This is a genomic window from Vreelandella arcis (assembly GCF_900103865.1).
GTDB lineage: Bacteria > Pseudomonadota > Gammaproteobacteria > Pseudomonadales > Halomonadaceae > Vreelandella > Vreelandella arcis.
Window position 1 is genome coordinate 180,202 of the sequence record NZ_FNII01000008.1, and the last position, 19,931, is coordinate 200,132.

General features: G+C 56.2%; 17 protein-coding genes. 8 read left to right on the forward strand and 9 right to left on the reverse strand.

All coding sequences use genetic code 11. The annotated features are described in order from the left end of the window. The first annotated feature begins 26 nt into the window (after nt 1–26). The 3 genes from tatA to tatC are packed head-to-tail and all read left to right on the forward strand — an operon-like array spanning nt 27 to nt 1,525. Nucleotides 27–302, forward strand: coding sequence for a Sec-independent protein translocase subunit TatA (gene tatA, locus BLR97_RS11590; protein WP_089706645.1), 276 nt, complete (start codon nt 27–29; stop codon nt 300–302). 3 nt (nt 303–305) lie between these two features. Next, on the forward strand, nt 306–743 hold the full coding sequence (gene tatB / locus BLR97_RS11595; RefSeq protein ID WP_089706648.1) for a Sec-independent protein translocase protein TatB: 438 nt from the start codon (nt 306–308) through the stop codon (nt 741–743). Continuing rightward, nucleotides 740–1,525, forward strand: a complete 786-nt coding sequence (gene tatC / locus BLR97_RS11600; protein ID WP_089706650.1) for a twin-arginine translocase subunit TatC — start codon at nt 740–742, stop codon at nt 1,523–1,525. The genes tatB and tatC overlap by 4 nt, the downstream gene beginning before the upstream one ends. Before the next feature lie 87 nt (nt 1,526–1,612). On the opposite strand, the gene elbB is transcribed toward tatC, so the two are convergent. Continuing rightward, nucleotides 1,613–2,272 (reverse strand): isoprenoid biosynthesis glyoxalase ElbB, encoded by a 660-nt coding sequence (elbB, locus tag BLR97_RS11605; protein ID WP_089706653.1) that lies wholly within the window; start codon nt 2,270–2,272, stop codon nt 1,613–1,615. Nucleotides 2,273–2,432: 160 nt separating this feature from the next. Here elbB and hemB point away from each other — a divergent pair, with 160 nt between their 5' ends. After that, nucleotides 2,433–3,446: a porphobilinogen synthase gene (gene hemB / locus BLR97_RS11610; RefSeq protein WP_089706656.1), complete on the forward strand. Its 1,014-nt coding sequence runs from the start codon at nt 2,433–2,435 to the stop codon at nt 3,444–3,446. A 122-nt stretch (nt 3,447–3,568) separates the two neighbouring features. After that, entirely contained in the window at nt 3,569–5,761 is a 2,193-nt protein-coding gene (ppk1, locus tag BLR97_RS11615) for a polyphosphate kinase 1 (RefSeq protein ID WP_089706659.1), read from the forward strand. A gap of 65 nt (nt 5,762–5,826) precedes the next feature. Here ppk1 and metE read toward each other — a convergent pair whose 3' ends face one another. After that, a complete protein-coding gene (gene metE / locus BLR97_RS11620; protein ID WP_089706661.1) occupies nt 5,827–8,124 on the reverse strand; it encodes a 5-methyltetrahydropteroyltriglutamate--homocysteine S-methyltransferase in 2,298 nt (765 codons plus the stop codon). A gap of 99 nt (nt 8,125–8,223) precedes the next feature. Between metE and BLR97_RS11625 the strand changes: the two genes are divergently transcribed. Then, on the forward strand, nt 8,224–9,162 hold the full coding sequence (locus BLR97_RS11625; RefSeq protein ID WP_089706664.1) for a LysR family transcriptional regulator: 939 nt from the start codon (nt 8,224–8,226) through the stop codon (nt 9,160–9,162). On the opposite strand, the gene BLR97_RS11630 is transcribed toward BLR97_RS11625, so the two are convergent. Then, nucleotides 9,125–10,720 carry an ATP-binding protein gene (locus BLR97_RS11630; RefSeq protein WP_089706667.1) on the reverse strand — a complete coding sequence of 532 codons (1,596 nt, stop codon included), beginning with the start codon at nt 10,718–10,720 and terminating at the stop codon, nt 9,125–9,127. The two genes, BLR97_RS11625 and BLR97_RS11630, sit on opposite strands and share 38 nt — an antisense overlap. Before the next feature lie 20 nt (nt 10,721–10,740). Continuing rightward, a complete protein-coding gene (locus BLR97_RS11635; RefSeq protein WP_089706669.1) occupies nt 10,741–11,499 on the reverse strand; it encodes a winged helix-turn-helix domain-containing protein in 759 nt (252 codons plus the stop codon). 228 nt (nt 11,500–11,727) lie between these two features. Between BLR97_RS11635 and BLR97_RS20090 the strand changes: the two genes are divergently transcribed. Next, the gene (locus BLR97_RS20090) at nt 11,728–11,859 is read left to right on the forward strand and encodes a hypothetical protein (protein WP_280140191.1); all 132 of its coding nucleotides are present in this window, start codon (nt 11,728–11,730) and stop codon (nt 11,857–11,859) included. A gap of 79 nt (nt 11,860–11,938) precedes the next feature. Here the strand turns inward: BLR97_RS20090 and BLR97_RS11640 are convergent, their stop codons facing one another. From BLR97_RS11640 to BLR97_RS11650, 3 genes are all read right to left on the reverse strand, one after another. Further along, a complete protein-coding gene (locus tag BLR97_RS11640) occupies nt 11,939–12,118 on the reverse strand; it encodes a PLDc N-terminal domain-containing protein (RefSeq protein WP_089706673.1) in 180 nt (59 codons plus the stop codon). A gap of 66 nt (nt 12,119–12,184) precedes the next feature. Then, entirely contained in the window at nt 12,185–13,465 is a 1,281-nt protein-coding gene (locus tag BLR97_RS11645; RefSeq protein WP_089706739.1) for an MFS transporter, read from the reverse strand. 355 nt (nt 13,466–13,820) lie between these two features. Further along, nucleotides 13,821–15,446 (reverse strand): BCCT family transporter, encoded by a 1,626-nt coding sequence (locus BLR97_RS11650; protein WP_089706675.1) that lies wholly within the window; start codon nt 15,444–15,446, stop codon nt 13,821–13,823. Between the two features lie 175 nt (nt 15,447–15,621). Between BLR97_RS11650 and BLR97_RS11655 the strand changes: the two genes are divergently transcribed. Next, the gene (locus BLR97_RS11655) at nt 15,622–15,996 is read left to right on the forward strand and encodes a hypothetical protein (protein WP_089706678.1); all 375 of its coding nucleotides are present in this window, start codon (nt 15,622–15,624) and stop codon (nt 15,994–15,996) included. A 32-nt stretch (nt 15,997–16,028) separates the two neighbouring features. Here the strand turns inward: BLR97_RS11655 and BLR97_RS11660 are convergent, their stop codons facing one another. Next, nucleotides 16,029–16,922 (reverse strand): AEC family transporter, encoded by an 894-nt coding sequence (locus tag BLR97_RS11660; RefSeq protein ID WP_089706681.1) that lies wholly within the window; start codon nt 16,920–16,922, stop codon nt 16,029–16,031. 52 nt (nt 16,923–16,974) lie between these two features. Beyond that, a complete protein-coding gene (glnE, locus tag BLR97_RS11665) occupies nt 16,975–19,929 on the reverse strand; it encodes a bifunctional [glutamate--ammonia ligase]-adenylyl-L-tyrosine phosphorylase/[glutamate--ammonia-ligase] adenylyltransferase (RefSeq protein ID WP_089706684.1) in 2,955 nt (984 codons plus the stop codon). Nucleotides 19,930–19,931 lie beyond the last annotated feature (2 nt).

Consider the following 19,931-nt stretch of genomic DNA (forward strand, 5'->3'; position numbering starts at 1 on the left):
CGTAGATCCATTATGAGGACACGCTTATGTTAGGTGGTATCAGTATTTGGCAACTGCTCATTGTGCTGGGCATCATCATCCTGGTTTTCGGCACTAAAAAACTACGCAACGTCGGCACAGACTTGGGCGGTGCGGTTAAGGGCTTCAAAAAAGCCGTTCATGAGGATGAGAAAGACACCGATAAACCAGACGCCGATCAGCCTCAGTCGAAAGTCAGCCACGACGAAGCTGGCAACACCTACGACGTTCAAGCAGAAGAGAAAGCCAAACAGAAAGCCGAAAATAACGACGAGCGCAAATAAGCCATGTTCGACTTTGGCTTTTTTGAAATACTGGTCATTGGCGTTGTCGGGCTTTTGGTGCTGGGCCCTGAGCGCCTGCCGCGCGCCGCGCGCACGGCAGGGCTGTGGGTCGGTAAGGTTAAACGCACCGTTTCGGGAATGCAGCGTGAAATCAGCGCTCAGCTTGAGGCGGAGGATCTACGCCAAAAGCTCACCGACCAGCAAACAAAGCTAGATGACAGTTTACGCAAAGCCAAACAGGACGTAGAGCGGATAGCCGACGACCCCGAAAAACCAACGGCCCCTTCACGCAGCACGTCAAGCGAGTCGGAACAGCGCGCCGCCAGTGCTGTGTCGCACCTGGATGATGCGCTGGAGACCGTCCAAGAGGAAGCCCCAGAGTCGCCGGCGCCAGCCTCCTCCGACGCTGAGTCATCTACTAAGGACCGCAAGCACCCATGAGTACGTCTGGCGATTCCCAGGAGCCCAATAATGAGCCGCCCCAAGCACCGCTAATCGAGCATCTCATAGAGTTGCGCTCGCGCCTGATGCGGGCGGTTATCGCCATTTTGGTGATCTTTCTGGGACTGTATTCGTTCTCAAACGATATCTACATTTTCGTGGCGGAACCTCTCATGGCGCTGCTGCCTCCCGGGTCGCAAATGATTGCGACGGAAGTCGCCTCGCCGTTTCTTGCGCCGTTTAAACTAACCTTGGTGACTGCGCTGTTCATTGCCGTTCCCTTCGTGCTTCACCAAGCATGGTCGTTTATTGCCCCAGGGCTTTACGATAATGAGAAAGCGCTGGCTATTCCGATCCTCGTTTCCAGCATCTTGCTGTTCTACGCAGGGGCGGCATTCGCCTATTACGTGGTATTTCCGCTGCTGTTTGCGTTTTTCACCCAAACAGGACCGGAAAATGTCACGGTGATGACCGACATCAACCAGTATTTGAACTTCGTGCTCAAGCTGTTTTTTGCCTTTGGTGTGGCCTTTGAAATCCCAGTGGCAACGTTTTTGTTGATCCTGTCAGGCGCCACGACGGTCGAAAGCCTTTCTCAGAAACGTCCGTATATCATATTGGGCTGTTTCATTATTGGCATGGTGCTAACACCGCCCGACGTTATTTCCCAGAGTTTGCTAGCGGTGCCGATGTATCTGCTTTACGAAGTTGGCCTGTTGTTTGGCCGCTTGGTGCGCAATCGTCGAGCCGAAAAAGCCGCTCAAGAACAGAGCGACGAATAAGCGATTCGTTTTCACTGTAAACACCCAATAAATAAGCCGCTGCCCTAGGCAGCGGCTTATGCGTTTGTACGGGCGTTCGCTTGCAAACTAGCTCATCATGTCATCAATCCGATCCACCAACTTAAAAATACCCGTGGCCGCTTCGCTAATCCGCGTGGCGAGCATATAGGCGGGTGTTGTCACTACCCGATGTTCCAGATCCACCACGATATCGTCAACGCTACAGCTGCGGTGCAGTCCGCCCATGGCGCTGATCGCTCCGGATACGCCGGGATCTTTGCCTACCGTGACAGCAATGCCATCGCCTAATAAACGCGTTGCCAGCACCGGCGCAATGCAGATTAAGCCAATCGGTTTGGCGTCTTCGCGAAAGCCTGCCAACACCTCTTTGAGTGACTCAAGTACCTGCATGCTGTCACCTGCTGTGGCGAAATCCGACAGGTTTTTGGCCACACCAAAGCCACCCGGTACGATCACCGCGTCAAACTCATCGGCCACTAACTCGGTCAGCGGGGTCACCTCGCCGCGGGCCAAACGCGCTGACTCCACCAGCACATTACGCCGTTCGTCTGCATCGGCTTGCTGGGTGAGGTGATTTACCACATGGTGTTGCTCGATATCGGGGGCAAAACAGCGATATCCTATTCCCAGCTGATCCAAGCGTAGAAGCGTCAACGTGGTTTCGTAAATTTCTGAACCATCGAATGCACCGCAACCAGCGAGAATCACTGCCACCTGTTTGGTCATGCCTATCTCCTTGTCCAGGGTCTGCTCATTCAGCAGCGTTCGCGCCACTTTAGTCAGTCTTGTGGCGCGCCACAAGGCGGCTTTCGCCGCAGGTCAAGGCTGATATACTCAGCTAAGGCCGATAGGCACCTTTATTCACGAGTTTTTGTGGAGAATACCGTTGAGCACATCAACCCCTCGTCACTTCCCTGCGACTCGTATGCGCCGCATGCGCCGCGACGATTTCTCGCGCCGTTTGATGCGCGAGTCATCATTAACCCCCGACGATTTAATTTTGCCGGTCTTTGTCCTGGAAGGCAGCCAACAGCGTGAAGCGGTCTCCTCGATGCCGGGCGTAGAGCGCCTGTCGATTGACCTGCTGATTGAGCAGGCCCGCGAAGCCTATACGTTAGGTATTCCCGCGATTGCGATCTTCCCGGTGGTGGGTGCCGAGCAAAAATCACAGCTTGCCGAAGAAGCTTACAACGCAAACGGCTTGGTTCAACGCAGCGTACGCGCGCTGAAAGAGGCCCTGCCCGAGTTAGGCATCATCACCGACGTTGCCCTTGACCCTTACACCATCCACGGGCAAGACGGCATCATTGATGAACAAGGCTATGTGCTCAACGACCGTACCGTCGATACCCTGTTGAAGCAGGCGCTATCCCACGCCGAGGCCGGTGCCGACGTGGTCGCCCCCTCCGATATGATGGACGGTCGTATCGGCGCTATCCGCCAGGTGCTGGAACAAGAAGACCTCCCTAATGTGCGCATCATGGCCTACAGCGCTAAATATGCCTCGCACTATTACGGCCCCTTCCGCGATGCCGTCGGTTCGTCGGCAAACCTAGGCAAAGCCGACAAGCGCACCTACCAAATGGATCCGGCCAACAGTGATGAAGCGCTTCACGAGGTGGCCATGGATATTGCCGAGGGGGCCGATATGGTCATGGTAAAGCCGGGGATGCCCTATCTGGATGTGGTTCAGCGGGTCAAAAGTGAATTACGCGTACCGACGTACGCCTACCAGGTGAGCGGCGAGTACGCGATGCACCGCGCCGCTTTCGATAATGGCTGGCTTGACGCCGACACGGTGATTCTCGAATCATTGATGTGCTTCAAACGGGCTGGTGCCGACGGCATTTTGAGCTACTTTGCACTCGATGCGGCTCGCTTGCTGGCCAAAGCGCGTTGATCTGCGTGCGTAGATGACAACGCTGTGACACGTCTTTGTCATCTTGCTTTGTCATACTGCGTTGATCATCGCGTATCGGGCAATGATACGCTCCAAAATCACTGACGCCGGAGGCAGTCAACATGGACGATCAGGTCACCGACAGCTTGCCCAATCCGCCTAATGAGCATGGCAGCGGCGATACCGAAACGTCCACGCTTCGCGTTAACCGCACGCCAGCGGGCATTCAGGCCCGCGAAACGCCGCCCGAAACCGACCTAGACAATCCGCAGCTCTACTTCAACCGCGAGCTGTCGCACCTGAAGTTTAATATCCGCGTGTTGGAGCAGGCGCTCGATGATGCCCACCCGCTTCTCAACCGACTGATGTTTCTGCTGATTTTCTCATCCAATATGGATGAGTTTTTTGAGATTCGCGTCGCTGGGCTTAAGCACCAAATCGCCCTAGGCGACGATACAACAGGCGCCGATGGGCGGCTCCCCAAAGCCGTACTGGCCGAGATTTCCGAGATCGCTCACGAACAAATCGTGCGCCAGTATCAAATACTTAACGATACGTTGTTGCCGGCACTCGAGGCTCAGGGACTCAGGTTTCGGCGTCGCGATCAATGGACCAAAGCGCAAAAAGACTGGGTTCAGGAACTGTTTAATAACGATATTATGCCGGTCATCAGCCCTATCGGGCTGGATCCGTCGCACCCCTTTCCGCGATTGGTCAACAAAAGCCTCAACTTTATCGTCGAGCTGGAAGGCAAGGATGCCTTTGGCCGCGCCGGTGGCATGGCGATTCTGCCCGCCCCCCGCTCGCTGCCGCGCCTCATGGCCCTGCCCAAGAACCTTTGCAGCGAAGGCTTTACCGAGTACGTGTTTTTATCATCGATGATTCACGCGCATGCCGAGGAGCTGTTTCCAGGCATGAAGGTGCGCGGTTGCTACCAGTTCCGCCTGACGCGTAATGCGGACATGACGGTCGACCCCGAAGAGGTGTCCGACCTGGCCTCGGCGCTGCGCGGCGAACTGTTGGCAAGGCGCTACGGCAGCGGGGTGCGCTTAGAAGTCGCCGATAACTGCCCGGACGATTTAACCAACTTCCTGCTACGCCAATTCAGCCTTGAGAGCGACGATCTTTACCGCGTACAAGGCCCGGTCAACCTGACCCGTATGATGTCGGTGCTTGGCGACGTTGACCGCCCCGAGCTGCTATATCGGCCTTACACACCTGGCACCCCCAAAGCACTGAGAGGTGGCAGTTTATTTAGCGCTATCGCTAAACAGGATCTCCTGCTGCACCATCCTTTTCAGTCGTTTTCGCCAATTGAAGATCTACTCAGCGAGGCGGCACGCGACCCGGATGTACTGGCGATCAAACAAACGCTCTACCGGACCGGTGCCGACTCGCCGATTGTTAGCGCGCTGGTGGACGCCGCGAGTCATGGTAAAGAAGTGACCGTGGTGATTGAGTTGCGGGCGCGCTTTGACGAAGCAGACAACCTGCAACTGGCGTCACGGCTTCAGGAAGCCGGAGCCATCGTGATTTACGGCATCATGGCGTATAAAACCCACGCCAAAATGCTGCATATTGTGCGCCGTGAGAGCGATGGGCTCCGCCACTACGCCCACCTGGGCACCGGCAACTACCATTCCAAAACCGCCAAACTGTACACCGACTACAGCCTGCTGACCGCCAATAAGGCACTTTGCGCCGACGTCCATCGGGTGTTTCAACAGCTGTCGGGCATGGGTCGCGCGCGTAAAATTGATACGCTGCTCCACGCGCCGTTTACGCTGCACGAACGATTAATAGAAATGATTGATCGCGAAGCGCAGGTGGCCCGCAAGGGCAAACGTGCTCATATCATCTTCAAGTGCAACTCGCTCACCGAGCCTCAACTTATCAAGGCGCTATATCGGGCGTCTCAGGCAGGCGTGGAGTGTGACCTGATTATTCGCGGCATGTGCTGCCTAAAACCCGGGCTACCAGGCGTATCGGAGAACATTCGCGTGCGTTCGATTATCGGGCGTTTTCTAGAGCACACGCGAGTTTTCCACTTCCACAACGATGGCAAGCCGGAAATTTGGTGCTCAAGCGCTGATCTGATGTCGCGTAATATGTTCCATCGGGTGGAAACCTGCTTTCCGCTGCTCGATAAAAAGTTGGCCTCCCGTGTGCGCAAGGATCTGGAAACCTACCTGGTGGACAACTGCCAAAGCTGGCTGCTGAAAAGCGACGGTAGCTACCACCTGCAAGACCCGGGCAACAGTGATCCCATCAGCGCTCAGGAAACATTGCTCTACGCCTACGCCACTAAAAGTTGACCATGTCAGATGAAAAACCCCGGCGCGTTGCCGGGGTTTGACATGTTGAGACATGCGATCCGCATTTAGGCGTAACGCTGGCGCAGTTGCTTAGCGGCCTCTACCATATTGGCAAGCGCCGGCTCTACTTCGGCCCAGCCGCGGGTTTTGAGCCCACAGTCGGGATTGACCCATAGCCGTTCGGCGGGGATTTTTTCCAGCGCTTTTTCCATCAAGTCCACCATCCACCCCACATCAGGAATATTCGGGGTGTGGATATCATAGACGCCAGGCCCAATCTCGTTGGGATAAGCAAAGTCCTGGAAGGCGTCGAGCAATTCCATATCCGAGCGTGATGTTTCGATGGTGATCACATCGGCATCCAGCGCCGCGATCGCTCCGATGATGTCGTTAAACTCCGAGTAACACATGTGGGTATGGATCTGAGTCGCGTCACTAACCCCCGCGGCACTTAACCGGAAACATTCCACCGCCCAGTCTAAATAGCTCTGCCACTCGTTCTGGCGCAGCGGCAAGCCTTCACGCAGGGCGGGTTCGTCAATTTGAATAATAGGGATACCGGCCTGCTCCAGATCCAGCACCTCGTCGCGAAGCGCTAAGGCAATCTGCCGGCAGGTGGTATCACGCGATTGATCATCGCGCACAAACGACCACTGCAATATCGTCACGGGGCCGGTCAGCATGCCTTTCATGGGCTTATCGGTGAGCGTTTGGGCATACTGACTCCAGCGCACGGTCATAGCCGCCGGGCGGGTCACGTCGCCAAAAATGACCGGCGGTTTCACGCAGCGCGAGCCATAGCTTTGAACCCAACCAAAGCGGGTAAAGGCAAAGCCATCTAGCTGTTCGCCAAAATACTCCACCATGTCGTTGCGCTCGGCCTCACCGTGTACCGGCACGTCCAAGCCGAGCGCTTCTTGGCGTTCAACCGCGTATGCAATCTCTGCTCGCATACGTGTTTCATAGTCGGTTTGGCTTAACTCACCGGCTTTAAACGCGCGCCGCGCCGCCCGAATGTCGTGGGTTTGTGGAAACGAACCGATGGTCGTGGTGGGAAATAGCGGCAGATTAAGCGCTCGGCGCTGCGCCACCGCGCGCTCAGCATAAACAGAACGACGCTGGCTATCGCCGGGCGTGACCGCGGCAACGCGCGTGCTCACCGCTGGCTGGTGAATCCGCCCTGATTCACGCCGGGCATCCAGTGCTTGTGTGGCGGCCTTTAAACGCTGCTCATCAAGGTCGGTGGCACGGTTATCGATCAAGCGGGCCAGGGTCACCACCTCGTCGAGCTTTTGACGAGCAAACGCCAGCCAACTGACTAAAGACTCATCAAGCTCGGTTTCTTGTGTGAGGTCTACCGGCACATGTAACAGCGAACAACTGGGGGCAAGCCACAGCCGTTTACCCAGACGCACCTTTAACGGCAGCAGCCGCTCACGCAGCGCGGCAAGATCGGCACGCCAAATATTGCGTCCGTCGATAAAGCCTATCGACAGCACCTGGTGGGGGCCTAAGCGATCGATCACATTGTCGACTTGTTGCGGTGCGCGCACGGCATCAATATGCAGTCCAGCGACCGGCAGCCGCGTGGCCAGCGACAAATTATCGCCCAGGCCACCGAAGTAGCTCGCGACCAGCAGCTTTAAGGGAGCAGACTGCAGCCGATGGTAAGCGCGCTCGTACGCTTGATGCCACGCCAGAGGCAAATCCTGCACCAACGCAGGTTCATCCAACTGAACCCACTCAACCCCCTGCGTTGCCAGACGCGCCAGCACTTCGCTATACACATCCAAGACGCTATCCAATAGCGATAAGCGATCCAGCTCGCCGGTTTTGGACTTGCCCAACCACAGCCAAGTGAGTGGCCCGGTGAGCGTCACTTTGGGGGTAAACCCGGCACTTAGTGCTTCATCAACCTCTTCGAACAACCGATTAGAGGCGAGGGTAAAGCGTTGTCCTTCATGCAGCTCCGGGACCAAGTAGTGATAGTTAGTATCGAAGTACTTGGTCATTTCGCATGCTGGTGCCGGTTCACCGCTTGGCGCCCGTCCCCGCGCCATACGAAAGGCAGTATCCAGGTCAACATCACCCGCCGCGACTTCCTGTGCCGCGTTGAAGCGTTCGGGCACCGCACCCAATAGCACCGAGACGTTAAGCACTTGATCGTAAAATGCGAAATCGCCGACACTCACCAGATCAAGCCCCGCCGACTGCTGCGCCTGCCAATGGCGTAAGCGCAGTTCGCGACCGGTCTTTTCGAGTGCTTCGCGCGAACACTCGCCTTTCCAGTACGCCTCGGTGGCTTTTTTTAGCTCGCGTTGAGCGCCAATGCGGGGATAGCCGAGAATATGAGAAACTGTCATGATGAAACCTTACAACGTGAATGATTTCGCACAGTCTGGGCACCGCCACCAGGTGAATCAAACTAAAGTTTCTAATATTGAAAATGAAAAAAACTCACCATGATTGAATTACGCCACTTGCGCACCCTGCTTGCGCTGCGCGAAACCGGGTCACTGGTTGAAGCCGCTGATCGCGTCCACCTCACCCAGTCAGCGCTGTCTCATCAGCTAAAAGACCTCGAAAGCCGCGTGGACAGCCCGCTGTTTGTGCGTAAGACCCGACCCGTTGAATTCACCCGTGCGGGGCTGCGGCTGCTCGCCTTGGCCGATCAGGTACTGCCTGAAGTACGCAAAGCGGAACGCGACATCGCACGCATGGCGGGAACCGAACTCGGCCGCCTGCACATGGCGATTGAATGCCACAGCTGTTTCCAGTGGCTGATGCCCACGGTGGATTACTTTCGCGATCATTGGCCCGAGGTTGAGATCGACATCCCCAGCGGCCACCATTTCGACCCGCTGCCCGCGCTTGCCCGGGAACAGCTCGATTTGGTCATTACAGCGGATCCGCAACCCCTGGACGGCGTTCGCTATATGCCGCTATTCCGTTATGAGGGTCTATTGGCGGTTGCTCGCCAGCATCCGTATGCCGCGTACAGCTTCGTCACCCCTGAGGCACTCGCCGATGAAACCTTAATTACCTACCCGGTAGAGCAGTCTCGACTTGACGTCTTCACTCAGTTTTTAGCCCCCGCCGGGGTTCGCCCACGGGAAATACGCACGGCCGAATTAACGATCATGATGATGCAACTGGTCGCCAGCGGGCGAGGGGTGTGCGCACTGCCCAATTGGGCACTCACCGAATACCTGGAACGCGACTATGTTAGCGCGGTCAAGCTCGGTGAACAGGGCGTTTGGAGCACGCTCTACGCGGCCGTTCGCGAAGAAACGCTGGAAGCCCCATGGATGCAGGATTTTTTACGCACGGCTAAGGAAACCTCGTTTGCCGTACTGACTGGCATCAAGCCGGTGACTCGCGACGCGGAATCAGCAGCGTGAATCGTGCGCCGCCCAAGGTGGGGCTGACATCCACGGTCACGCTGCCGCCATGGCCGGCCATGATTTTTTGCACAATGGACAGTCCCAACCCGTAACCGCCCGAGCTGCGTGCCCGGCTGTCGTCTAAACGCGCGAAGGGTTTAAACACGTCGGCCCGGACATCGGCGGGAATCCCTGGCCCATCGTCTTCCACGTCAATACGTACCAAATGCGGCTCGTCCCATAGCCCAATGACAACTTGGGACTGGCCATAGCGACACGCGTTACTCACTAGGTTTTGCAGCGCTCGCTGAAGGTAGCGGGGTTCTGCCAACAGCTCGATGTCTGGCCCCGGCATTAAGGTGATGGTCAAGCCCTCGTGAAGCGGCGAGAGCGTATCGATCACCCGCTCGGCCATCGCCCGGCATTCGACCAGTGCGGTTTCCAACTCGGCGCCGTTAACGGTCTCGCCGCCCAATCTCGCGTAGGTAAGAATTTCATCGACCAGTTCATCAAGCTCGGCGATATCGGCATCGATGCCCTGCAGCTGGCGTCGTATAGCGGGCTGTTCGGTCATGTCCTCGACCATTTGCACCGCAAAACGAATGCGGGCCACTGGCGTGCGTAGTTCGTGGGACACGGCGCGGATCATCTCTTGCTGACCGCGCAGCAGCGACTGCACTTGATTGGCCATGCCGTTGAAGGCCATGCCCAAACGCCCCAGGAAGTCGCCACTTTCCACTTTTACCCGGGTCTCCAACCGGCCGCTGGCAATCCGTGTGGCGGCTAATTCGAGTCGCGCCATGCGTGATTCAATGCTGCGCATAATCAGATAAATAATCAGCGCCAGCACGACCATCAACGCCATCAGCAAGAGTAGCTGGAGATTAAACGGCAGGTTATTGCCCCGGGAAGCCGGCCCTACGGCAAGCCACTGGGCTCTCCCCGGCAACTCATAGAGAAAGCTGATGGTTAACTGCTCACCGCGTAACCGCGTGACGACTTCACCGCGGGCAAGCTGGGCGTGCTGAGTATCGCTTAGTTCGCTGGGCGGTCGATTTAGCAGCGCAAGGGGCCAACTCCCCTGCTGCAAATCCCCTAACCGCTCACGGCGTTCGCCGTCGTTAAGCGGCGATAGCCACGCCCCAAGCATGGCAATCGAGGCGTGCCATTGCTGTTCACTCCAGGCGGGAAAGTCGGCCTGCAACAGCCAGGATTGACCGGGAATGCGGCGCTTTAACCGCCAGGGTGAGGCCTCGACCAGCACCTTGCCCTGCTCTAAACGAGCGCGTTCGAAATAGCTCAGCGAGGCGTCTCCCAGCGCCACCAGCGACAACTGCATATCAAGCTTTTCCGCCCAAATGCTCAGTTGGTCTTGGCGTTCACGTGGCGTGCTCTCGGCTAACTGTTGCGCCATCAGCGACATGGGCAGCGCCGCTAGGGCTTCGCGATAGTCCTCACGGCGCACCTGTTCAATAAAGGCGCGGCCGCCCAGGGCGATCAGAAACACCACTAATAGCGCGGTACCCAGCAGCAAATAAAAGCGTAAAAACGAGCCATGACTGAGCACCCGCCGCATGAGACTGTCCTTCTGTTTAATCAGCTGTCCTTCACAAACAGGTAACCCTTGCTGCGTACCGTTTTGATACGGTGGGGCTGGTTAGGATCGTCGCCAATTTTGGGGCGAATGCGTGAAACGCGCACGTCAATCGAGCGATCTTGGCCGTCGTATTTGATTCCCCTCAGGTCGTTGAAGATCTCTTCACGGGTAAGCACACGTCCGGCATTGCGCGCCAGCAACCATAAAAGATCAAACTCGGCGCTGGTCAGGTCAATGCGCTCCCCCGACAACCAAGCTTCGCGGGTCGCATTATCAATTTCCAGATTCTCAAAGCGCAGACGAATTTCACCATCGGGGGTCGGCCCATCGGCACGCCGCAACAAGGCGCGCATACGCGCTAAAAGCACCCTCGGCTGAACAGGTTTGGGCACATAGTCGTCAGCGCCCATTTCCAACCCCAACACTTGATCCAAGTCGTCGGTGCGGGCCGTCAACATCATAATCGGACCCGCGAAATTGGGTCGAACACGACGACAAATCGCCAGGCCATCCTCTCCCGGCAGCATTAAATCAAGAATCACCAGATCCGGCTGCAGGGTTAGGATACGATCCACCCCTTTTGCCCCATCAGCCTCTAACGTGACTTGAAAACCATTGGCCTCCAAGTAATCGCGGGTGAGCTCAGCCAAGCGTTGGTCATCCTCGATGATGAGCACATGATCCTGGTCAGGGTAGTCGGGTTTTTGTGGTTCTTGAGATCCAAGCGCCTGAAACTGTTCTTCTAAGTGATCCGCCATCCTCGTTATCAACTCCACTTCTAGGTGTCTTATCGCCTGCTTCCCCCATACAAAAGCAGAACCTTGGTATTTGTTTCCAGGATACCTTAAAAGTGCCCAGGCGCCTGCTAGGCGACGCCAAATCCACGATATTTATCCATTTAAGCCAACGGCGATGGCTTGATTCTTATCACAACCACGGCTAATGTAGAGATGCAAACTGTCGACAATCTGACAGGAGGAAAAGCCATGGGAAGCGGTAAAGCCAAAAGTATTATCAAACGCGTTTACGTACCGACTCAAGTGCGCGACCTGCCCAACGGAGAGAAGCTGAAAATCCCCGGGCATTACAAATCGCCGCCTGATGAAGAGCAAAGTTAAACAAAATCAATATGAAGTTACTTAATAAGGCAGGCCTAGCGCCTGCCTTATTCATATCAGCTTGCTGAACCTTGCGGCGCTAGCCTTTGGGGCCTAACAAAAACCATACAATCAACCCGACCAGCGGGAAGAACAGCAGCACTAATATCCATAGGAGCTTGGACAAACCGCCCGCCGAGCTTTTCGACACTTTGATAATCGCCCAAACGACGATGATCAACCAAATTAAGCCCAGTAGTCCACCGACTTCGATACCCATATCAACTCCTTATGTTGGGATCTGTGCCCTCGCAGCTAAGCATATCGATACACCCGACACAAGCTGCTAAGCCAAGGGCTGCCAATTGAGTGCCGCCTGACGGCCCCGCGCCTCATTGACCTGCGCACAAATCAGCATCGCCACGCCAAACAACACCGCACACAGCAGAATAGACGCCTGCAAGCCCACCAATGCCTGAAGCCCACCTAGCAGTACAATCCCCATAACACCGGCCAACTTATTGGCCAGGCCCCAAAAGCCGAAGAATTCCGCTGACTTAGTGGTCGGCGAGAACAGCCCCACCAGTGCTCGGCTCGCCGACTGACTGGAGCCCAAGCTCAGCCCCGCCAAACAGCCCACCAGCAAAAAAACGTACTGAGCTTGCCACTGCCACCCGGCGTAATGGTTCACCCAGTCGGTAAACTGAGGCGTCAGCCAAATAGCCAGAATGGCGCACACCCATAGCGCTAAGGTCATTTGATAGGTGCGCTTTGCGCCGACGTGGTCTTGAATCCAACCAAACCCCAACGCCCCGGCGGCGGCAGTAATTTGCACAATAATGAACATAATATTGCGCACGCCGGCTTCCCAGCCAATCACCTGCGCACCATAGATGAAGGCAAAGGCGATGATGATGTACACCCCCGCCATGGAGAATAACAGCGACACAAGGAAAACCGACAAATCCCTGAAATGTTTTAGTTCGTGGAAGGTATTGGTCACGCGCCGCCGCGCCGTATGCCAGTAGGATCCGCGCCGGGGTAGCGGTGTTCCTCGCTCCTTCAGCCACATAAAGGTGGGTATGGCGGCCACCAAGAAGAACCCCGCTGCAAAGGGGCCTACCCAGCGAATACGCTCGAAATTATCGGCACTCGCTTCTCCCAGCACGATGAGCGTAAACCCAGCGGCAAAAAGGCCGCCGATATAGCCCAATGCCCATCCAAACCCGGAAATTTTGCCCAGCGCATGCGGTGGCCCCAGCGCGGGCAAAAAGGCCGCAATAAAAGACTCGCCCATTGAGTAGGCGTAATTTGAGATAATAATCAGGATAAGCCCCAGAACCACATAGCCGGGCGCTACAAAGTACAGCATGGCGGTGGCGGCGACGGTGGCTAAATAGCTGACGAACAGAAAGCGCTTTTTTTCCGCGCGCTCGTCCATGATCGCCCCGCAGAGTGGCGCGGTGATCACGACCAACAGATAGCTAATCGCAAGGGCAAGGCTCCACAGCAGGTTGGCAAGACGAAAGTTACCGTCACGCTCTCCCACGATCACCGTGGTAAATAATTCACCGAACACCACGGTGATAATCAGCAACGTATAGGCTTGATTGGCAAAATCGAACATCGCCCAGCCAAAAATCTCACGGCGCGAAGCGAAGTCAGAAGCAGCACTGGTAGGTTGAGCGCGCACGATGGTTTCCCTCACCTGCTAGCAAAGTGACTTAGCCTAGCAGCTTGGAATAAAAAAGCGACACACCAAATGTTGGACAATAGGCATGGGGATTGAGCGTCACGGTTGGCGCGCCTGAATTAAGCTTTCAAAGCCACCAGTGGGCAATCACTGCGGCAAGCCCAACGACAAGCGCTGTGATCACGGTGACAGACACAGCACGGTCTAACCAGCGGTCGAAGACAACCCCCTTGGCATGCCTTCGTGTGGCTCCGTGCCGTGTTTTCTTGACCATTAGTCTTTACCCCATTTAATGGTTGATGCGACGATTAATGACGTTCGGGGCACGACGCAGCCGCTCCTCTTCGCCCAGCTCTTCGGCTTCAAAGGCATCGGCGCCCACCGGGGTTTCACCATGCCGACGGTACAGTTGAGTGAGCATGGATTTACGGTCGGCACGTAGCTCACGCACCAACACAATCACCATCATATAAAGAATAAAGGTGAAGGGTAATGCCGACAGCACCGACGCCGACTGCAACCCCGAAAGACCGCCCGCCACAATCAACGTAAAGCAGATCGCAGCAATCAAAACGCCCCATATTACACGCTTGTATAACGGCGGGTTAATTGAGCCATTATCGGTCATTTGCGCCACGATGTAGGACGCCGAGTCGGCTGATGTCACCAGGAAGATAAAAATTAGCATGATGGCGATAAGCGACAACACACCGGAAAACGGCATTAGGTCGAACATTTCAAACAACGCCACGGTGATATTGTCCTGAGTGGCAGCCGCCAGGCCAACATTGTCACCGGCCAGCTCCATATTTAACGCGGCACCGCCGAATACCCCGATCCATAAGCACGCCAGCAATGGAGGAACCAGCAGCACGCCAAAGATATATTCCTTGATCGTCCGGCCACGGGAGACGCGCGCCACAAAGGAGCCAACAAACGGCGACCAGGCAATCACCCATGCCCAGTAGAAAATGGTCCAGCTACTCGCCCAGTTTTCATCGCTGTAAGGCGCGGTGCGCAAGCTCATGCCAATGAAGTTTTGCAAATAATCGCCAATCCCCACCGTAATGGTTTCCAGGATAGCAACGGTTGGGCCGGTAAACAGCACGTAGAGCATCAAGCCGATACATAGCAGCATGTTCAAGTTCGACAGCCGCTTAATGCCTTTATCAAGCCCTGACCAGGTCGACAGCATATAGGCGCAAAACATCACAAACAGGATAACAAATTGCCAAAAACCATTTTCCGGCAGGCCAAAAACAGCATTCAACCCGCCGTTCATCTGTAACACGCCGAGCCCTAGCGATGTGGCGACCCCCATGACCGTGGCGACAACGGCAAACACATCAAGCCAGGAGGCATAAGGACGAATCCGCGGGTGTTTCGCCGTAACCGATGACAGTACCGACGACACCAGCCCTGCTTGGCCTTTGCGGAACTGAAAGTAGGCAATGATCAGACCGACGACAGAAAACGCCGCCCACTGGTGAATACCCCAGTTAAAATAACTGTATTGAATAGCGTAGCGCGCCGACGCCTCGGTTTCCGCCGTCACATCCCCGTAAGGCGGCTCGATGTAATGCAACATGGGCTCGGCCATGCCATAGAACACCAACCCCACACCGAAACCGGCGGCCAGTAGCATGCTGATCCAGGAAAAAAAGCTATAGTTTGGCCGGCTATCCTGGGGGCCCAAGCGTACCTTGCCGTATTTGCTTAGTGCTAAACCAAACAAAAACACCACAAAGCCAAATACAGAAAATAGGTAGAACCAACCGAATAGCTCGGTAACCCTTGATAACGCCGCCTCTGCCGCACTGCCAAAACTTTCAGGAAACGACGCGCCGACAACCACCAAGCCGAAGATGATCAGCGTTGATGCGATGAATACCGACTTGCCTCCATGATTTGCCATATAACCTCCCTGTTAAATGAGCATGGCGCGCAAACTACGTGCGCCTGCGAGCAAAATCGTAACACCTACATTGTTACTCTGCATGGACGCCGCTTTAACGCCAAACCATGCCAGGTCCACTGAACTCTCCCTAGCCAGCGCGTTCCAACGTACGTAACCAAACGAGGGAGGCTTCATGCCCCAGATGAATCGTGATCAACGTAACGCCGCCTGGCAAGCCGCCAATCAATGGCGTGCGCGTGCCGCTCAGACTCAACCCAGCGGCCTCATGGGCAGTTTAAAACTGCTTTTCACATGGCTGGCGTTTGGCGCATTGATGATTGTCGGCGTGGTACTAGGTTTGTTTTTCCTGTTAGTGGGTTGGGCCATGATGCCGTTTGTCCGCCACAAGATGAAAAAGCGTATGGAGCAGATGCGCGCCCAGAATGCACAGGATATCGGCGGCAGCCAATCGGAGCCGTCGCCAGGCGCTGGCCGCCATGATGTGCTTGAAGGCCAATATGAAGTTAAACGTGATGCACGTAACAGCGCCAAAAACGACAGCCCATAATGGCTCAGGCTCCATTACGTTCGTTGGTATAGTTATTGGGGTGCATGAAGCCAGATAAAGGCGGCCGCTAGCGTCAATGGCATGACGACTAAGCTACCCAAATTGCCGATCAGCACCAATGAAGCCACCTTGTGAGGGGCTAAACGGTATTGTTCAGCGACTAAGTAATTCAACACGGCAGGCGGCAATGCCGCAAACACCAGCAGCACGGCTGCCTGCAAGCTATTGAAAGGCAACAGCGCAATCAACGGTAGTGCAATCACCAGCCCCGATAACGGACATAGCACCGCGCCCAAAAGACCGGTTCGCCAATCGCTAAAGTCGATTTCCAGCAAGCGAACACCCAGCGCAAACAGCATCAACGGGATGCATACCCCACCCAGCATATTCATGGCATCCAGTAGCCACACAGGCAGCGGCAGTCCGCTTACGTTGACTGCCAGTCCCGCCAAACTCGCCGCCACAATCGGCATGCGTAACAAACGCCATAGCGAAATGCGCGGGTCGAGCATATGAAGCCCCACCGAAAAGTGCAGCAGCATCTCGACGATAAATACCACCACCGCGGCCGGCAGTGCCTGCTCGCCGTATGCCAGCACGATCAGGGGAATGCCCATATTGCCGGAATTGTTGAACATCATCGGCGGTAGAAAGGTTTTGATGTCCAGGCGCAACCAGCGAGCGACCGGCCATAACAACACCCCTGAACCGAGCACCACCGCAACGGCAGCGCTCGCCAGCCAGGCATAATCGGCTAGGGGTGCCTGTCGGTCGGCCAACACAGCAAACACCAAAAGCGGTACAAACAGCTCCATGTTCAGGGTATTCAAGCTGCGAATGTCCGGCGTTCGGAAACGTCCGTACGCGACACCCGCCCCGGTAATCAAAAAAACCGGCAATAGCGTCGCGAGAATTTGGCCGATCATCGCCGGGCCCTTCCCTGTAGCACTCTATCCATCAACGATCCTTAATGCGCCGCTACGGCTCCAGGAAACGCTTCCACACCGCCGTGACGGCATCGCGATGCGCTTCAAAATCAGTTGCACGCCCCACCGCTTTGTCACCGGTTAGCGCCGCACGATGCGTGGTACTCCGGTAGGCTAAATAAGCGTCACGGAGCCGCTCCGCCTCGTCTTGAGGTAAGTGCCCACTCTCCGCCAAGGTCTCTAAAATACGGATATTATCGCGATAGGTGAGCAACTCAGGTGTTTGGTTGGCAAGCGCTAACACCGCGTACTGGCAGAGGAATTCAATATCCACCATGCCACCAGTATCTTGCTTAAGGTTGAAGGTGTCGCCTTGGGTTTTAGTGGCAAGGTGGTCGCGCATCTTATGACGCATTTTGACCACGTCATCACGCAATGCTGTGGTGTCCCTCGCTTGCCCCACAATATCACCGCGCAGGTGTTCAAACTTATCCGCCAGCGCTTCATTGCCTGCCACCACCCGAGCGCGAACCAGCGCCTGATGCTCCCAGGTCCAGGCATGCTGCCGCTGATACTCGGCAAAGGCCGCAAGCGAGGTCACCAGCAAACCTGAATTGCCTGAAGGCCTGAGCCGCATATCGACTTCGTAGAGGCTGCCGGTCGGGGTGATCGCCGTCAGCAAATGGATAATCCGCTGGCCTAAGCGGGTAAAGAATACCGGGGTATCGATGGGTCGTGGGCCATCGGTGGATCCTTTACCGTCACTATCGTGGAGGAACACCAGATCCAAGTCAGATCCGTAGCCCAGCTCAATACCGCCAAGCTTGCCGTAACCGACAATCAAGAACGCGGGCTCTTGCGCATTACACCCGCTGGGCACGCCATGCTTAGCGACAATACGCTTCCACGCCATCGCCAACACGGCCTCCAGGATCACTTCGGCGATATATGTTAAGTAATCACTTACTTTCATTAAATGGCGGGTACCTGCAATATCCGAGGCCGCCACGTGAAGCATTTGAGCATGCTTAAATACCCGCAACGCTTCCAGTTGCGCTTCTTCGTCGTCTTCGGGAAGCCGGTTCAGCGTTTGGCGTAGCTCATCCGCCAAGCGGGCTTTATCAGCCGGGGTATAGAGCGTATCGGGGGTCAGCAGCTCATCCAGCAGAATCGGGTAACGCGCTAATTGCTCGGCGATCCAAGGACTGGGGGCGCATAGCCGCATAAGGTGCTCAAGCGCATGGGGATTCTCGCGCAGTAGGGCCAAATACGCCGTACGCCGAAGCACGGCTTCAATCAGCGGCTGAACGCGCGCCAGCGCCGTATCGGGTGTTTCATTTTCGGCCACGGCGTCCAGCAAAAGCGGCATTACCGCGTCAAGGCGCTCAAAACCGATGCGCTGCATACTCTGCACCTGACGCGAGTGATAAAGGCGAGAAAGCCGGGTGAGCACCTTGCCGGGCGCTTGAAACCCTGCTTCTTCCAGGTGCGCCAAGGCTTCGTCTTGATCCAACTCACCTCGCCATATCAACCGCCACTGCTCCAACCCGGGACCTTGTTCGTCACTCGCGTCGTCTACTTCGTCTTCGGGTTCGGCAATCACTGCGTCAAAATGCTGGCGAACACGCTCGCGTACTTCTTCTAGCTGGTGCACAAGGCTAGGCCAATCATCGTGGCCGGTGGCAAAAGCGACCCGTTCACGATCCTCGTCCTCGCTGGGCAAGGTTTGCGTTTGGCGATCTTCCAAGGCCTGTAGCGCGTGTTCAACGTCGCGCAAAAACGCGTAATCGGGCAGTAAGTCATCCACAACACCTTGTGGTAGTAACCCGAGCGCCGGCAAGCGCGTTAGTGCCGTGTATAGCGAGGTCACCTGGAGTTCGGTATCGCGCCCGCCGCGAATCAGTTGAAACGCCTGCACCACAAACTCGACCTCACGGATACCGCCAGGCCCAAGCTTGATGTTGTGCTGCATACCTTTGCGCTTCACCTCACGGTTAATCATCGATTTGAGTTCACGCAGCGATTCAATCGCCCCAAAATCGAGATAGCGGCGGTAGACAAAGGGACGCAAGCTGGCCAGCAGCTCCGCGCCGGCCGAGACATCGCCCGCAACCGGGCGCGCCTTGAGCATGGCATACCGCTCCCACTCGCGGCCCTGATCCTGGTAGTAGCTGGAAAGCATCGCAAAACTGCCCACCAGCGGCCCACCGTCGCCTAGCGGGCGCAAGCGCATGTCCACCCGGAAGACAAAGCCATCAGCGGTGATGGCGTCCAATGCGGCGATTAATTTCTGGCCTAACTTGGTGAAGTATTCTTGGTGCTCTAGCGGCTTGCGGCCGCCTTGCGTTTCGCCGTTCTCGGCAAACGCAAAAATCAGATCGATATCCGACGATAAATTAAGCTCGCCGGCCCCCAACTTGCCCATCCCGAGCACGACTAGCCGCTGAGGCTCGCCGTCACGCGTCGAGGCTGGCAACCCCCAGCGCGGCGCATAAAACTGCTCAAGCCAGCCAAGCGCTGCTTCAAGGCAAATTTCTGCCAGTTGCGAGACCGCATGGGCAGTCTCCCACATGGTGTAACCCGCTGGCCGGTTGAGGTCTCGCCATACGATGCCCAGCATACGCGCTCGCCGAAAGCGGCGGATGGCACGCTGCATCGTTTCCTCATCGTCGGCGTTGTCCAAGGCGTCAGCCAGCAATTGTGCCTGGTCGTCACGGCTTGGCGTGGCATCTAGCTCACCGCCGCTGTCTAACATGACCAGCCATTGGGGATAACCGATCAGCGTATCGACGGCAAAATTCGAAATGGCTAGCACGCGCGCCAGCGCTTCACGGCGCTCCGCCGACAGCGAAGGCCATTCGGCAGATGGCATCGGTTGGTCGGTCATCTCTGCCACGTTATCGGCTTGGCTGAGGGCCTCACACAGACGCTGCCACGCTTGCCCCGCCAAGGGTTGAAGCGCTTTGGGTAGCGTATCAACCGGTAAAAACGCTTCATTGAGTTGCATAG

Bases quoted from the DNA above. Each gene is read 5' to 3' on its own strand.
- tatA (WP_089706645.1), top strand. From the start codon at position 27: ATGTTAGGTGGTATCAGTATTTGGCAACTGCTCATTGTGCTGGGCATC.
- tatB (WP_089706648.1), top strand. From the start codon at position 306: ATGTTCGACTTTGGCTTTTTTGAAATACTGGTCATTGGCGTTGTCGGG.
- tatC (WP_089706650.1), top strand. From the start codon at position 740: ATGAGTACGTCTGGCGATTCCCAGGAGCCCAATAATGAGCCGCCCCAA.
- elbB (WP_089706653.1), bottom strand. From the start codon at position 2,272: ATGACCAAACAGGTGGCAGTGATTCTCGCTGGTTGCGGTGCATTCGAT.
- ppk1 (WP_089706659.1), top strand. From the start codon at position 3,569: ATGGACGATCAGGTCACCGACAGCTTGCCCAATCCGCCTAATGAGCAT.
- metE (WP_089706661.1), bottom strand. From the start codon at position 8,124: ATGACAGTTTCTCATATTCTCGGCTATCCCCGCATTGGCGCTCAACGC.
- BLR97_RS11625 (WP_089706664.1), top strand. From the start codon at position 8,224: ATGATTGAATTACGCCACTTGCGCACCCTGCTTGCGCTGCGCGAAACC.
- BLR97_RS11630 (WP_089706667.1), bottom strand. From the start codon at position 10,720: ATGCGGCGGGTGCTCAGTCATGGCTCGTTTTTACGCTTTTATTTGCTG.
- BLR97_RS11635 (WP_089706669.1), bottom strand. From the start codon at position 11,499: ATGGCGGATCACTTAGAAGAACAGTTTCAGGCGCTTGGATCTCAAGAA.
- BLR97_RS20090 (WP_280140191.1), top strand. From the start codon at position 11,728: ATGGGAAGCGGTAAAGCCAAAAGTATTATCAAACGCGTTTACGTACCG.
- BLR97_RS11640 (WP_089706673.1), bottom strand. From the start codon at position 12,118: ATGGGTATCGAAGTCGGTGGACTACTGGGCTTAATTTGGTTGATCATC.
- BLR97_RS11645 (WP_089706739.1), bottom strand. From the start codon at position 13,465: ATGTTCGATTTTGCCAATCAAGCCTATACGTTGCTGATTATCACCGTG.
- BLR97_RS11650 (WP_089706675.1), bottom strand. From the start codon at position 15,446: ATGGCAAATCATGGAGGCAAGTCGGTATTCATCGCATCAACGCTGATC.
- BLR97_RS11655 (WP_089706678.1), top strand. From the start codon at position 15,622: ATGCCCCAGATGAATCGTGATCAACGTAACGCCGCCTGGCAAGCCGCC.
- BLR97_RS11660 (WP_089706681.1), bottom strand. From the start codon at position 16,922: ATGATCGGCCAAATTCTCGCGACGCTATTGCCGGTTTTTTTGATTACC.
- glnE (WP_089706684.1), bottom strand. From the start codon at position 19,929: ATGCAACTCAATGAAGCGTTTTTACCGGTTGATACGCTACCCAAAGCG.